At 65.2% G+C, this 13,860-nt stretch carries 15 protein-coding genes; 3 read left to right on the top strand and 12 right to left on the bottom strand.

Going from position 1 to position 13,860, the window contains the following annotated elements; genetic code table 11:
- Positions 1-25: 25 nt before the first annotated feature.
- The 5 genes from priA to hisD are packed head-to-tail and all read right to left on the bottom strand — an operon-like array spanning position 26 to position 4,509.
- A complete protein-coding gene (gene priA / locus F6B93_RS10015) occupies positions 26-766 on the bottom strand; it encodes a bifunctional 1-(5-phosphoribosyl)-5-((5-phosphoribosylamino)methylideneamino)imidazole-4-carboxamide isomerase/phosphoribosylanthranilate isomerase PriA (RefSeq protein ID WP_211698958.1) in 741 nt (246 codons plus the stop codon).
- Entirely contained in the window at positions 763-1,383 is a 621-nt protein-coding gene (gene hisH, locus F6B93_RS10010; protein WP_211699391.1) for an imidazole glycerol phosphate synthase subunit HisH, read from the bottom strand. The genes priA and hisH overlap by 4 nt, the downstream gene beginning before the upstream one ends.
- A 20-nt stretch (positions 1,384-1,403) precedes the next feature.
- Complete coding sequence (gene hisB, locus F6B93_RS10005; RefSeq protein WP_211698957.1) at positions 1,404-2,036, bottom strand: imidazoleglycerol-phosphate dehydratase HisB; 633 nt, start codon at positions 2,034-2,036, stop codon at positions 1,404-1,406.
- Positions 2,033-3,178: a histidinol-phosphate transaminase gene (locus F6B93_RS10000; RefSeq protein ID WP_211698956.1), complete on the bottom strand. Its 1,146-nt coding sequence runs from the start codon at positions 3,176-3,178 to the stop codon at positions 2,033-2,035. Before F6B93_RS10000 ends, hisB begins: the two co-directional genes overlap by 4 nt.
- Positions 3,175-4,509 carry a histidinol dehydrogenase gene (gene hisD / locus F6B93_RS09995; protein WP_211699390.1) on the bottom strand — a complete coding sequence of 445 codons (1,335 nt, stop codon included), beginning with the start codon at positions 4,507-4,509 and terminating at the stop codon, positions 3,175-3,177. The genes F6B93_RS10000 and hisD overlap by 4 nt, the downstream gene beginning before the upstream one ends.
- A 130-nt stretch (positions 4,510-4,639) precedes the next feature.
- Between hisD and F6B93_RS09990 the strand changes: the two genes are divergently transcribed.
- Positions 4,640-5,050: a nitroreductase family deazaflavin-dependent oxidoreductase gene (locus F6B93_RS09990; RefSeq protein ID WP_211698955.1), complete on the top strand. Its 411-nt coding sequence runs from the start codon at positions 4,640-4,642 to the stop codon at positions 5,048-5,050.
- A 172-nt stretch (positions 5,051-5,222) separates the two neighbouring features.
- On the opposite strand, the gene nadC is transcribed toward F6B93_RS09990, so the two are convergent.
- Genes nadC through nadA form a run of 3 tightly spaced genes read right to left on the bottom strand, consistent with a single transcriptional unit; the run spans position 5,223 to position 8,736 of the window.
- Positions 5,223-6,080 carry a carboxylating nicotinate-nucleotide diphosphorylase gene (nadC, locus tag F6B93_RS09985; RefSeq protein ID WP_211698954.1) on the bottom strand — a complete coding sequence of 286 codons (858 nt, stop codon included), beginning with the start codon at positions 6,078-6,080 and terminating at the stop codon, positions 5,223-5,225.
- Entirely contained in the window at positions 6,080-7,681 is a 1,602-nt protein-coding gene (locus F6B93_RS09980; protein ID WP_211698953.1) for an L-aspartate oxidase, read from the bottom strand. Before F6B93_RS09980 ends, nadC begins: the two co-directional genes overlap by 1 nt.
- Positions 7,678-8,736, bottom strand: coding sequence for a quinolinate synthase NadA (nadA, locus tag F6B93_RS09975; protein WP_211698952.1), 1,059 nt, complete (start codon positions 8,734-8,736; stop codon positions 7,678-7,680). Before nadA ends, F6B93_RS09980 begins: the two co-directional genes overlap by 4 nt.
- A gap of 48 nt (positions 8,737-8,784) precedes the next feature.
- Between nadA and F6B93_RS09970 the strand changes: the two genes are divergently transcribed.
- Positions 8,785-9,489, top strand: a complete 705-nt coding sequence (locus tag F6B93_RS09970) for an NUDIX hydrolase (RefSeq protein WP_211698951.1) — start codon at positions 8,785-8,787, stop codon at positions 9,487-9,489.
- A 51-nt stretch (positions 9,490-9,540) separates the two neighbouring features.
- On the opposite strand, the gene F6B93_RS09965 is transcribed toward F6B93_RS09970, so the two are convergent.
- Complete coding sequence (locus tag F6B93_RS09965) at positions 9,541-9,816, bottom strand: hypothetical protein (protein WP_211698950.1); 276 nt, start codon at positions 9,814-9,816, stop codon at positions 9,541-9,543.
- A 556-nt stretch (positions 9,817-10,372) separates the two neighbouring features.
- On the opposite strand from F6B93_RS09965, the gene F6B93_RS09960 reads away from it, so the two are divergent.
- Positions 10,373-11,713: a lipase family protein gene (locus F6B93_RS09960; RefSeq protein WP_211698949.1), complete on the top strand. Its 1,341-nt coding sequence runs from the start codon at positions 10,373-10,375 to the stop codon at positions 11,711-11,713.
- A 24-nt stretch (positions 11,714-11,737) separates the two neighbouring features.
- Here F6B93_RS09960 and F6B93_RS09955 read toward each other — a convergent pair whose 3' ends face one another.
- The 3 genes from F6B93_RS09955 to bioB form a co-directional block, all read right to left on the bottom strand.
- The gene (locus F6B93_RS09955; RefSeq protein ID WP_246541117.1) at positions 11,738-12,319 is read right to left on the bottom strand and encodes a DUF2567 domain-containing protein; all 582 of its coding nucleotides are present in this window, start codon (positions 12,317-12,319) and stop codon (positions 11,738-11,740) included.
- Between the two features lie 95 nt (positions 12,320-12,414).
- Positions 12,415-12,642, bottom strand: a complete 228-nt coding sequence (gene bsaP / locus F6B93_RS09950; protein ID WP_211698947.1) for a biotin synthase auxiliary protein BsaP — start codon at positions 12,640-12,642, stop codon at positions 12,415-12,417.
- Positions 12,643-12,677: 35 nt separating this feature from the next.
- Positions 12,678-13,715 (bottom strand): biotin synthase BioB, encoded by a 1,038-nt coding sequence (gene bioB, locus F6B93_RS09945; RefSeq protein ID WP_211698946.1) that lies wholly within the window; start codon positions 13,713-13,715, stop codon positions 12,678-12,680.
- Positions 13,716-13,860: the final 145 nt, after the last annotated feature.

The raw sequence follows: 13,860 nt of genomic DNA, 5'->3' as shown, positions 1-13,860 counted from the left end.
TGCCGCGCTCAGCTCCACGGCCGGTCTACTCTCGCACCGCGGCCAGCGCTTGCGGCAGCGTGAACCGGCCCGCGTAGAGCGCCTTGCCGACGATCGCGCCCTCGACCCCGCGGCCGGCGAGGGAGGCGATGGCGCGCAGATCGTCGAGGCTGGAGACGCCACCGGAAGCGATGACGGGCGCGGCTGTCCGCTCGGTGACCCGGGTCAGTAAGTCAAGATTCGGACCGCCCAACGTGCCGTCCTTTGTGACATCGGTAACGACGAATCGCGAACATCCTTCGCTGGCCAGGCGGTCCAGCACCTCCCACAGGTCGCCGCCATCGGTTTCCCAGCCGCGTCCGCGCAATCGGTGTCCACCGTCGACAATCTTGACATCTAAGCCGACGGCGACCTTGTCACCGTGATCGGCGATCACCCGCGCGCACCAGTGCGGGTTCTCCAGGGCCGCAGTGCCCAGGTTCACCCGTGCGCAGCCGCTGCCCAGCGCAGCAGCAAGGGAATCGTCATCACGAATCCCGCCGGACAGCTCTACCTTTACGTCGAGTTTGCCCACCACCTCGGCGAGTAGCTCACGGTTCGAGCCGCGGCCGAACGCGGCATCCAGGTCGACGAGGTGGATCCATTCGGCGCCGTCGCGCTGCCATCCCAGCGCGGCGTCCACCGCGGAACCATACTCGGTTTCACTGCCGGCTTTCCCCTGGACGAGGCGCACGGCACGACCCTCGACCACGTCAACGGCAGGCAGCAGAATCAGCGGAATGTTCATAGTCCTTCAACCCAATTGCTCAGTATGGCCGCGCCGGCATCCCCGCTCTTCTCTGGGTGGAACTGGGTAGCGGCCAACGCACCGTCCTCCACGGCAGCAACAAACGGCACTTGGTGCGTGGCCCAGGTCACCAGCGCGTCGGTAGCGCCTTGCCAGCGTTGAGCAGCATAGGAGTGCACGAAGTAGAACCGGGCATCGGCGGCCACACCCCCGAAGAGCGCACTGTCCGCAGGCGGGTTCACTACGTTCCAGCCCATGTGCGGGACCACGGGGGCGTCCAACCGGGTAACGGCACCAGGCCATTGGCCGCAACCCTGAGTCTCCACGCCGAACTCAACACCGCGAGCAAACAATATCTGCATACCCACACAGACCCCGAGCACCGGGCGGCCGGCGGTCACTCGCTCGGCAATGATTCGCTGCCCGTCGATCTTGTGCAGTCCCGTCATGCACGCCTCAAACGCGCCTACTCCGGGCACCACCAATCCGTCGGCGGCCGCCGCGGCAGCAGAGTCGGCCGTGACCTCCACGCTGGCACCGACCCGCTCGAGCGCCCGTTGCGCGGACCGCAGATTACCCGACCCGTAGTCGAGCACAACCACAGACTTTCGACGCAAATTCTGCCGGGAAGTGCTACTCACAAAACACCTTTGGTGGAGGGCACACCCGAAACCCGGGGATCGGGCTCGACAGCCTGACGCAACGCACGCGCGACCGCCTTGTACTGCGCTTCGGTGATGTGGTGTGGATCGCGTCCGTACAACACGCGCACGTGCAGCGCGATACGAGCGTTGGCCGCCAGAGTTTCAAAGACATGACGGTTGATGACGGTGTGGTAGGGCACCGCACTGCCGGCAATGGTGGTGTGCTGTAGGTGATCGGGTTCACCGGTGTGCACGCAGTAGGGCCGGCCGGACACGTCGACAGCAGCGTGGGCCAGCGTCTCGTCCATCGGAATGAACGCATCGCCGAACCGTCGGATGCCTTTCTTGTCGCCGAGCGCTTGCCCGAGTGCCTGGCCTAGGGCGATCGCGGTGTCCTCAATAGTGTGATGCGCTTCGATCTCGACGTCACCTTTGGTGCGCACAGACAGGTCGAAGCTGGCGTGACTGCCCAGGGCGGTGAGCATGTGATCGTAGAACGGGACGCCTGTGTCGACGTGCACCTGTCCCGCTCCATCGAGGTCCAGCTCGATGACGATATCGGATTCGCGCGTGCGGCGTTCGATACGTGCACAGCGAATTCCGGGGCTTGCTGATGTGGTGGTCACGGTGCTCCTACGGGGCTGACGGAAGCTGAGGCCAGGTCTTGAGCGGCAACGCCGGCGCTTGCCCGAAGAAACGCATCGTTCTCCTCTGGCAGCCCGATGGTGGCGCGCAGGTAGCCCGGAATCCCGACATCACGGATCAGGATCCCGGAATCCAGGTATCGCTGCCAGGCGACGGGTGCGTCGGCGAATTCGCCGAAGAGCACAAAGTTGGCGTCACTCGGGACAACGCTGAAACCCATCCCGGTCAATGCCGTTGCCACCCGTTCCCGTTCCACGATCAACGCTGCGACACTGTTCAACGTGTCATCTGCGTGCCGCAGCGCCGCCCGGGCGGCTGCTTGGGTGACCGACGACAGGTGATACGGCAGTCGCACCAACAGGATCGCGTCGATCACCGCGGGTGTGGCGATCAGATAGCCGAGTCGGCCGCCGGCGAAGGCAAACGCCTTGCTCATGGTGCGGGTGACGACGAGCTTGGTCGGATACTCCTCGATCAGTGAAACCGCGCTGGGCGAGGAGGAGAATTCGCCGTAGGCCTCGTCGAGGATCATGATTCCCGGCACCGCATCGAGCAGTGAGCGCAAATCCGCTAGCGAAACGCTTTGCCCGGATGGATTGTTGGGGCTAGTGACAAAGACTACGTCAGGTTTGCGATCGTTAACGGCGGCCACGGCGGCCTCGACGTCGAGGCTGAAATCGCGAGCGCGCACCGTTTCGATCCACTCGGTGTGGGTGCCGTCCGAGATGATCGGGTGCATCGAGTAGGAAGGGACGAAACCGATTGCGGTGCGCCCCGGGCCTCCGAAGACCTGCAGCAGCTGCTGCAGAATCTCGTTGGAACCGTTGGCAGCCCAAACGTTTTCGAGGTCAACCCGGTTGCCGGTCTGGGCGCTCAGGTAGGCAGCCAAATCGCTTCGCAGCGCGACCGCGTCGCGTTCGGGGTAGCGATGCAGATCGACGGCCGCTTCGCGCACCGACCGCGCGACGTCGTCGACCAGCGCCTTGGTGGGAGGGTGGGGGTTCTCGTTGGTGTTCAGCCGGACCGGAACGGCCAATTGCGGCGCCCCATAAGGCGATTTGCCGCGCAAGTCGTCGCGCAGCGGCAAGTCGTCGGTGGTGACCCGCCGCGCGGATTCGGTCATCGCTCAAACCTCCGGCGTACCGCCTCACCGTGCGCAGGCAGGTCTTCAGCCTTCGACAGCGTGATCACATGCCCGGAGACATCTTTGAGGGCCGCCTCGGTGTAGTCGACGACATGGATCCCGCGCAGGAATGTCTGCACGGACAGACCGCTCGAGTGCCGGGCGCAACCCGCGGTCGGTAACACATGGTTGGACCCCGCGCAGTAGTCGCCGAGACTCACCGGGGACCACGGGCCGACGAAAATCGCACCAGCCGAGCGGATCTGGCCGGCAACCTGCGGCGCGTCAACCGTTTGAATCTCTAAGTGCTCTGCGGCGTAAGCATTCACGACCTTGACGCCCGAATCCAGATCGTCGACCAGAATGATGGCCGATTGACGTCCACACAATGCAGCTGTCACTCGCTCACGATGCACCGTAGTCCGCAGCTGGGCACTCACCTCGGCGTCGGTGGCCTCGGCCAAGTCGATGCTCGGGGTGACCAGCACGCTGGCCGCCATCTCGTCGTGCTCGGCCTGGCTGATCAGGTCGGCCGCGACGTGCGCTGGATCAGCCGTGTGGTCGGCGAGGATGGCGATCTCGGTGGGCCCCGCTTCCGCGTCGATGCCGACCTGGGATCGGCACACTCGCTTCGCGGCGGTAACGTAGATGTTGCCGGGCCCCGTGATCATGTCGACGGGCACCAGCTCGGACCCCGCGCCCGGCTCTTCGGCATCGGTATCCGTTCCCCCGTAGGCCAGCAAGGCCACCGCCTGCGCACCGCCGACTGCCCACACCTCGTCGACGTCCAAGAGCCGGGCCGCGGCCAGGATTGTCGGGTGCGGTAATCCGTCGAAGTCCGGCTGCGGCGGGCTGGCCACGACCAGCGAGTCGACACCAGCGGCCTGAGCAGGCACGACGTTCATCACCACGCTGGAGGGGTACACCGCAGCACCGCCGGGCGCATACAGACCAACCCGCTCGACGGGGACCCATCGCTCGGTTACGGTCGCGCCCGGAGCGAGTGTCGTGGTGACGTCTCTGCGGCGCTGGTCGTCGTGCACGGCCCGGGTCCGTGCGATCATCACCTGCAGCGCTTCAGACACGTCGGGGTCCAATCGGCCCAGCGCGGCGTCAAGCGCCGCACCCGGCACCCGGACAGCCGGCGGGCGCACCCCGTCGAATGAGGCGCCGAACTCCAATGCGGCTTCGGCCCCGCGCTCGGCCACGGCAGCCACGATCGGCCGCACTTTCGGCAACACGCTCTCCACATCGGCACCAGCACGCGGCAGCGCCGCCCGCAGCCGGGCAGCCGTCAATTCCGCACCCCGTAAGTCGATACGGGCCAGCACAGGTTTCGTCCCAGGCGACTGCGTGCTCACAGCTGCCATTGTCCCAGAGCAGATCAACCGGATTTCCGACCGGTACAGTTCGGATGCAGGGCCATTACCCGCACTCGCCGAGTTTTAGTAGGGAGCCACGATGTCGGCAAAGGATCATCCGAACAACGCCCCAGGCGTGCCCATGGTGTTTCCTCCCTGGTTCGAGCGCTTCCAAATTAGGTACATCAATCCAGCTCTCAAGCCAATCGCGCGTTATCTGCCGGGAACCGCGACCATCGAGCACCGCGGTCGCAAGTCGGGAAAGCCCTATAAGACCATCGTGACCACCTACCGCAAAGGCGACGTGCTGGCGATCGCACTCGCCCATGGCAAGACCGATTGGGTCAAGAATGTGCTCGCGGCCGGCGAGGCCGACGTCCACTACACCCGCAGCGACGTGCACATCGTTAACCCCCGGATTGTGCCCGCCGGCTCCGACGGCCAGGGGCTGCCGCGGATGGCGCGCATGCAGGTGGGCCGGATGGGGGTTTTCGTCGCCAACATCGCCTGAACCGGCTGACGAGTGTGCGCCTAGGGCGTTCAGTGTGTCCCTAGGGTCGAATCCTGGCCAAAATCTCGCCACACGTTCACGGTCGACTCCCAGCGCTCCGGATCGACGAACCTGCTCGCCGCATCACCGTCACTAACTGAGAGATGCCGTCGACGAGAAGATCCGGGCCAGACTACAAATCCAGGCCAACGTCGAGGACACGGACGGAGTGAGTCAGTGCACCCACGGCGAGGAAATCGACGCCCGTTGCGGCGTACGCAGCCGCGTTCTCCAGGACCAACCCGCCGGACGACTCGAGGAGAACGGCCGGCGCCCTAGCGTCCCGACGTTGTACGGCCATCTGCGTCTGCCATACCGGAAAGTTGTCCAGCAGAATCAACTCGGGTTTCTCGGCCAACACGGCGTCGAGCTGCTCCAGCGAGTCCACCTCGACCTCACAGGGCAGGTCGGGCGCGGCGTCTCGCACCGCCCGCAGGGCCGCGACCACCGATCCCGCCGCAGCGACATGGTTGTCTTTGATCAAGGCCGCGTCGCCCAGCCCCAATCGATGGTTGACGCCACCACCGACGCGCACGGCGTATTTCTGTAGCGCGCGCATGCCTGGCAGAGTCTTGCGGGTATCGCGAACCTTGGCCTTGGTGCCGCACACCGCCTGCACCCATTCCGCCGTCACGGTGGCGATACCCGACATATGGCAGACCAGGTTCAACATCGTGCGCTCCGCGGTTAAAAGACCACGCGTTTCGGCCCGCACCGTCAACAGCGGTTCACCCGACGTCAACCGTGCCCCGTCTTCGACGCGGTCAACTACCTGATAGCCCGCGTTTCCCAGCACCTCGTCGAGCACCAACAAGGCGACGTCAACGCCGGCGATCACACCGGGTTCGCGGGGAACCATCGCCGCCGTCGTCATCGCGCCTTCGGGAACCGTGGAGAGTGTCGTGACGTCCGGTCCGTAGCAGAGGTCCTCGTCAAGACCGCGCCGAATGGTTTCTCGAATCGCGGCCAGCTCGCCGTCGGAGAGCCTCATCAGCCGACCGCGGCCAGGGTCTGCACGCACACCGCGTTGTGGTCCTCGGCATATCGGACGACGCCACTGCGGGCTTGGTCCGCCACGGTATTCGGGTATTCCACACGGTGGTGACATCCCCTGCTCTCAGTGCGAGCCAGAGCGGCGATCGTCACCGTCGACGCTGCCACCGCCAACGCCACGTCCTCGAAATCACGTCGGCAAGCGACGTCGCGGACCGGCGCGGCCGACAGTAGGTCCGACACGTGCTGAAGTCCGGAGGCGTCACGCACCACGGCGGCGCAGCCGCTCATCGCACGCTGCAGTTCGGTGCGATCAGGGGCGTTGTGGACTAGCGGGTCGGGCGAGGCTGCGTGTGAACGCCCCACTGCTCTCGCATGCGCGGCTGCCATCTTCCCGGCACGTTCGCCGACAACCAACCCTTCCAGCAGGCTGTTAGAGGCCAGTCGGTTGGCACCGTGCATCCCGGTCCGAGCCACCTCACCGGCGGCGTACAGACCCGGCAGCTCTGTCTGGCCGTATACATCGGTGACGAGGCCACCGCAGCTGTAGTGCGCTCCCGGTACAACCGGGATCTGTTGACGGGCGGGGTCGATACCAGCGGCACGGCACGATGCGGTAACCGTCGGGAAGCGGGACTCGAAGCCCTTGATGCCGCGGGCGTCAAGGTATACGCACGGATCTCCGGTCGCTGTCAGCCGCGCCTCGATGGCGGCCGCGACGACGTCGCGGGGTGCCAGGTCGCCCATCGGATGAGCGCCTGCCGTCACCGAATTGCCTTGCCTATCCAGCAATATCGCACCCTCGCCGCGGATGGCTTCAGTGATGAGCGGGCGCCGGCCGCTGACGCTGTTGGGTGTGGCGATGCCATCACCGGCAGCGAAAAGCATCGTCGGGTGGAACTGGATGAACTCGAGATCGCTGACCGCGACGCCGGCCCACAAACCCAGCGCAATGCCATCGCCGGTGGAGCCGGCGGGATTGGTGGTCGCGCTGTAGAGCTGCCCGAGACCGCCGGTGGCCAGGATCACCGAGGGCGCACTGATGATGCCGCACCCATCCGGATTGACCACCCACACCCCGGTCACCGCGGTGCCGTCGTGCAATACCCGGATGCCCATGTGACTGGTGCGGATGTCCAGCAGGCGGGCGGCCTGGTCGAGCGCGCGCTGAACTTCCGCGCCAGTGGCGTCCCCGCCCGCGTGAACGATGCGACGCCGCGAGTGCCCGCCTTCACGCGTGAGCGCCCACCGACCGGGGGCCGATTCGTCGAACCGCGCTCCGTCTCCAACGAGGTCGGTAACCGCGCGGTACCCGTCGGCGACGATCGAGCGGACCGCGACCGGATCGCACAGGCCCGCGCCCGCGGCCAGAGTGTCGCTGACGTGCGCCTCAACCGAGTCGTCGGTGTTCGGCAGCACCACCGCTATTCCACCTTGGGCGTAGTGCGTGGCGGTCAACCCGTACGTCGTGGCGAACTTGTTGAGGACAACGACGCGCCGACCCGCGCGATGGGCTGCCAGACCAGCGGCCAATCCAGCCACCCCGGTACCGATGACGACCACATCGGCCGCATCTCGCCAGGCGACGCCGGCCTTCATTCGCCACCACCCGGCTGCCCAATTGCGATCATCCGCTGCACGCTGAGCCGGGCCGCTGCCGCGATTTCAGCGTCGACATGGACTTCATCCGCGCCCTCCGCCAGGCAACGCAGCAGAGCCGCCGGGGTGATCATCTTCATGTACTTGCATGACGCCCGGTCGTTGACCGCGCGGAACTCGACATCGGGCGCCGCCCGGCGGAGTTGATACAGCATGCCGATCTCAGTGGCAACCAGAACCTTGCGAGCGCGCGTCTCATGAGCGGCGTCAAGCATGCCGCCGGTGGACAAGATCTTCACTCGGTCCGACGGGAACGCGCCTTCGCCGGCGAGGTAGAGCGCCGAGGTGGCACATCCGCACTCCGGATGCACGAAAAGTTCGGCATCGGGATGTAGGCGAGCCTGGTCAGTGAGCTCGTCACCATTGATGCCGGCATGCACGTGGCATTCGCCGGCCCACACGTGGACGTTCTTGCGCCCCGTCACCCGGCGCACGTGTGCGCCCAGAAATTGGTCCGGGCAGAACAGCACCTCACGGTCTGGGTCGATGGACGCGACCACGTCGACCGCGTTGGATGACGTGCAACAGACGTCGGTAAGCGCTTTCACCGCCGCAGTGGTGTTGACGTACGACACCACGACGGCACCGGGATGTTCCTCCTTCCAGGCACGCAGTTCATCGGGAGTGATCGAATCAGCCAACGAGCAACCGGCCCGTTGGTCGGGAATCAGCACGGTCTTGTCGGGGCTGAGAATTTTCGCGGTCTCCGCCATGAAATGCACGCCGCAGAACACGATGGTGTCCTCGGCGGCGTCGGCCGCGATCCGCGAGAGGGCCAGCGAATCCCCGACGTGATCGGCTACATCCTGGATTGCCGGTAGCTGGTAGTTGTGGGCAAGCACGGTAGCCCCGCGCAATTTCGCCAGTCGCCGAACCTCGGCCGCCCACCGCTGGTCGCCATCGACACCTCCGTAGCCGTGTGGCGAATTGCTGATGCGAGCGGTCATCTCAGCAGTGTCATCGGTGAGCGCTTCTGCGCGATTCAGCACCGCCATTACCGCTCCTTCCGCACCCGAAGAGGTTTTCGACTTATAATCGAAAACATGGCCTATGGTAACACCGATCATGAAGTGCTCGCCGTCGTATTCCAGGTCGGCGGAGTGGGAACGGCCCGAGGGACAGCAAAACCACAGCTCAACGTGCTGCTGTGGGAACGGGCCAGGGACCCACAACGCGGCGCTTGGTCGTTGCCGGGTGGCCGGCTGCGGGCCGACGAAGACATGACCGCGTCAGTTCGTCGTCAACTCGCCGAGAAGGTCGATCTTCGCGAACTCGCTCATCTGGAGCAGCTAGCTGTGTTTTCCGATCCCCATCGCGTGCCCGGCAGCCGGATGATTGCGTCGACATTCCTCGGGCTCGTACCCTCCCCCGCGAACCCCGAGTTGCCGCCCGACACTCACTGGCAGCCGGTGAGTTCGCTGCCGCGGATGGCGTTCGATCACGGCCCGATGGTGGCGCACGCCCGAACCCGGTTGGTCGCCAAGATGTCGTACACCAATATCGGATTTGCTTTGGCACCAAAAGAATTCGCTCTCTCGACGCTGCGCGATATCTACGGCGCCGCGCTGGGCTATCAGGTGGATGCCACCAACCTGCAGCGGGTTCTGGCGCGCCGCAAGGTCATCACCCAGACGGGCACGATCGCCGCGTCCGGCCGCAGCGGCGGGCGACCGGCCGCGCTATACCGATTTACCGACTCCCAGCTGCGGGTCACCGACGAGTTCGCCGCGCTACGGCCTCCCGGCTAGACCCGGCCCCGGGTGGCCGACGCGACGCCCGGCGGATCACATGTGTCCGCTCTAGATCGACGAGCCGATCACGCCAGAGACCCACGCAGGCACGGCACACAGCGTTGTCGAGTTGGCTTCGTCGACACGGTGCCAGGCGGCCGGGCTGTACAGCTGGCGCGTGACTACCAGTTCCCCGGCCGGCATTGGCTGTTTGGACTCAATCGTCAACACCCCAGCGGCATCTACGGAGTACGACGTGCCCGCCTCTTGGTCGGTATTGCTCGTATCGAATGTGATGACCTGCCCATCGTGCAAGGTCACGGTGACTGTGACTCGAGAAGTCATGGCCCGCCCCTTTCGTCGACGTTGCGCCAGGCACCAGAGGGCCGTCTCGCGCAGCTAACGCGACCGAATTCTCGGTGATTCTCAGTGATCACGTCAGTCACGTTTGCCTCCTGGACACCAGGAGCACCAGCTTCACGGTACTGGTCATTTACCCCACGTGCGAGTGATTCCCCTCACCGAAAGTGGTTGCCTCCCTTTGTTTGTGTGCGTAACGGTAGGCGTCCGAGATCGAGCTGTAATCCGCGACGGGTAGCCGACAACGGATCCGCCATGCGTCCTGGATTTCGCGGCGGCCTCCGCCGTCGGCGACACCGAACTTGGCCCGGAGTTGTCCCGTGGTCCATGGTGTGACAAGCGACACGGCGGGTCTTGTCGCCGTGGCGCCGCGGGTTCCGGTACGTTGCATAAGAGCCCAATAAGTTGGATAAGACGTCGTTAAGAGATCGTTGGGCGCCAGCGGATGCTGGCATTGTGCGGCTGGCTAACTGCGCTGCCATACCTTTGTTCGGGGTCTGCAATGCGCACGAATGCCGATTTGGCCACGAAGGGAGCCTCAATGGAGCAGCTCGGCAATCTGGCTGGTGCGACGGATGCGAAGTGGATCGCCCGACCACCGCATGAGAACTTGCAACCCAAGGCTCGTCCGCTGCTGCCGACAGACGATCCCTTTTGCCTTCCCCCCACTGGATATCACCACGCCGCGCCCGGGACCGTATTGCGGTCACGCGACGTCGAGCTGGCATTTCTGGGTCTAGTTCCGCAGCAGATCACCGCTACCCAACTGCTGTATCGGACCACGGATCTCCACGGCAATCCTGAGGCTGCGGTGACCACGGTAATCGTGCCGGAAGAGGTTGCCCCCGGACAGACCTGCCCCCTGCTGTCGTATCAGTGCGCGATCGACGCCATATCCTCCCGGTGTTTTCCGTCGTATGCGCTACGCCGCCGGGCGCACGCAGTGGGGTCATTGACTCAGCTAGAACTCTTGCTTATTGCGGCGGCGCTCGCCGAAGGCTGGGCGGTATCCGTGCCGGACCATGAAGGCTTACGGGGTATCTGGGGCGCGCCGTACGAGCCTGGCTACCGCGTCCTGGACGGGATCCGGGCCAGCCTGAGTTCGGACCGCGTCGCGTTGTCCCCGTCCGCGCCGATCGGCCTCTGGGGCTATTCCGGCGGCGGGCTTGCAAGCGCGTGGGCTGCCGAAATGTGTGGCGAGTACGCGCCTGAGCTGAACATCGTCGGGGCAGTGCTGGGATCACCCGTCGGCGACCTGGGCCATACCTTCCGCCGGCTCAACGGCACGTTGCTAGCCGGTTTGCCCGCATTGGTGGTGGCCGCGCTCGTCTACGCCTACCCCGGCCTGGACCGGGTGATCAAAGAACACACCAACGACGAGGGCCTCGCGCTGCTGAAGCGGCTGGAAAAAATGACGACGGCCGGAGCGGTCATCCAGATGGCCGGCAGGGATATGAGTGAATTCCTCGATGAACCGCTTGAGGACATCCTGTCGACACCCGAGGTTTCTCACGTCTTCGACGACATCAAGCTAGGGGCGGCGGTGCCCACACCACCAGTGCTGATAGTGCAGGCGGTGCATGACTACCTGATCGACGTCGACGACATCGACGCATTGGCCGACACCTATTCGGCTGGCGGCGCCGAGGTGACTTATCATCGCGACGCCTTCAACGAACATATGTTCCTGCACCCGCTATCTGCGCCCATGGCGCTCCGCTGGCTGATCGACCGATTCGAGCGGCGGCCCTTGACTGAACACCTCAGGCGGACCACATGGCCCACGATGTTCAATCCGATGACCTACGTCGGCATGGCGCGACTGCTCAAGATCGCAGCCAGGGTCGTCACCGGCGGGAAGCTGCACCGGCGCCCCCTATAAGGCTGTAAAGCGCCCTGCAACGCGCTACTGCACCGCGGGTTGCGAAGCCTCCGGCTCCGCGGGAGTCTTGTCCGACGGCGGCTCGGCAGGCGGATAGCCGCCTAGGTCGTCGCGCGCCGTCCCGGCCGCAATCAGCGCGTACACCAGCGAAGCAATCGCGGCCGGCATCACCACGGTGGCCACCATTTGAAGTGGCCGGTGGGCGAAGAACACCGGTGGCGCCTGAGTGACGTAAGTCAACGAGTGGTCGCTCGCGGCGAGCAGGACGGTGTCGAAGTCCAAGACGCCGTAGTGCAGCCGAACCAACAGCGCCCCCAGCGCCGCCGCCGCGGCGGCCGCGGCCATCGATCCGATCGACAGCGCCACGACCATGCCGGGTCCGCGGTGCTCTCGCCATTGCCACACCAACACCGACGCCACCACGGCTAGCACACTCAACAGCCCGAGCAGCAGGAATGGTGCGACGAAGAAGTTCTGCGATTCAGTGCCCAGATAGTCATGCACGCGCTCACCCGCGCGGTTGATCGCCACCACCGCATGGATCGACGGCGCCAGCCAGGCCCACAGCCCACCGACCACCAGACCCGCGGCCACCAAGCCGAGCATTACAGCCACCAGCGCGCGCGCCCGCGGTGTGCGCGGCTCACCAGAAGGTCCCGGCGGTAGCGGCTGCACCGAAAGCTCGGGCTCGGACGGTTGGGTCACCGCTGCGCCTCCAGATCGGCCGAGTCCACCGATCCGTGTCGCGAGCATCGAGCCCACCAGCCATCAGGTCGAACTTGCACGACCATCCGGCGTCCACATTGGGCACAAAACCGCGGCGGCTCCAGGCCCAACTGTGCCGCCGTCGGCGTGCGGGCACCCGCTGACTCCCCGGTGTAGACGTTGTAGCCACCGGCACTAACCGGAGCGCCCAGATCTCGTACCACGGTTCCCAGCTCCAACTAGTCCTAACCCGGTTTCCCTACAAGCTGGCGTTGAGCGCCTTGAGCGGCATCTGCAAGTCGTCGAGCAATTCAAGATCGGCCTCCGCCGGCCGGCCGAGCGTGGTCAGGTAGTTCCCGACGATCACGGCGTTGATGCCGCCGAGGATGCCCCGCTTAGCACCGAGATCACCCAGGGTGATTTCGCGCCCACCGGCGAACCGCAGCATTGTGCGCGGCAGGGCCAGCCGGAAGGCAGCTACTGACTTCAGCGCTTCGCTGGCCGGCATCACCTCCAAGTCGCCGAACGGAGTACCGGGTCGCGGGTTGAGAAAATTCAACGGGACCTCGTCGGGACCCAGCTCGGCCAGGTTAGCGGCGAATTCGGCACGCTGCTCGAGCGTTTCTCCCATCCCCAGAATCCCGCCGCAGCACACCTCCATGCCGGCGTCACGCACCATGGACAGAGTCTGCCAACGCTCTTCCCACGTGTGAGTGGTGACGACGTTGGTGAAAAACGACCGGGCGGTCTCAAGGTTGTGGTTGTAGCGATGTACGCCCATCGCTGAGAGTCGGTCCACCTGCTCGGTCGTCAGCATCCCCAGCGAACACGCGATGTTGATCTCGACCTCGTTCTTGATCGCCTCGATTCCCGCCGCGACCTGGGCCATCAACCGCTCATCGGGCCCACGGACCGCGGCCACGATGCAGAACTCGGTAGCCCCCGACTTGGCGGTCTGTTTGGCCGCCTCGACCAGGCTGGGAATATCGAGCCAGGCCGCACGCACCGGCGAGGCGAAGAGCCCCGACTGGGAGCAGAAGTGACAATCCTCGGGGCAGCCACCGGTTTTCAGGCTGATGATGCCCTCCACCTCGACCTCTGGCCCGCACCACCGCATCCGCACCTCGTGTGCCAGCCCCAGCAGTTCCTCGAGGCGGTCGTCGGGCAGCTGCAGCACTTCCAACACCTGGTCCTGGGACAATCCCTCACCACGCTCAAGCACTTGCTGGCGGGCCACTCCCACAATGTCTGAATAGCCGTCTGCGCCGGTGGCCGGTCGAGTCGTCGCCTGTGTCACCAGGTACTCCCCCACAATCTCGTGTCGTGTCGTGTTCGAGCAAGCAAATGCAATCTGCCGCGTGCTCGGCAGCCGCGATAAAACGGTGTTCAGGCTAGGGTAGCGGTCCGCATGCGCACAAACGCCAGGTGGCCGCGGCGGGCCT

The sequence above is a fragment of the Mycobacterium spongiae genome, assembly GCF_018278905.1.
GTDB lineage: Bacteria > Actinomycetota > Actinomycetes > Mycobacteriales > Mycobacteriaceae > Mycobacterium > Mycobacterium spongiae.
This window is presented reverse-complemented; position numbering and strand designations above follow the sequence as displayed.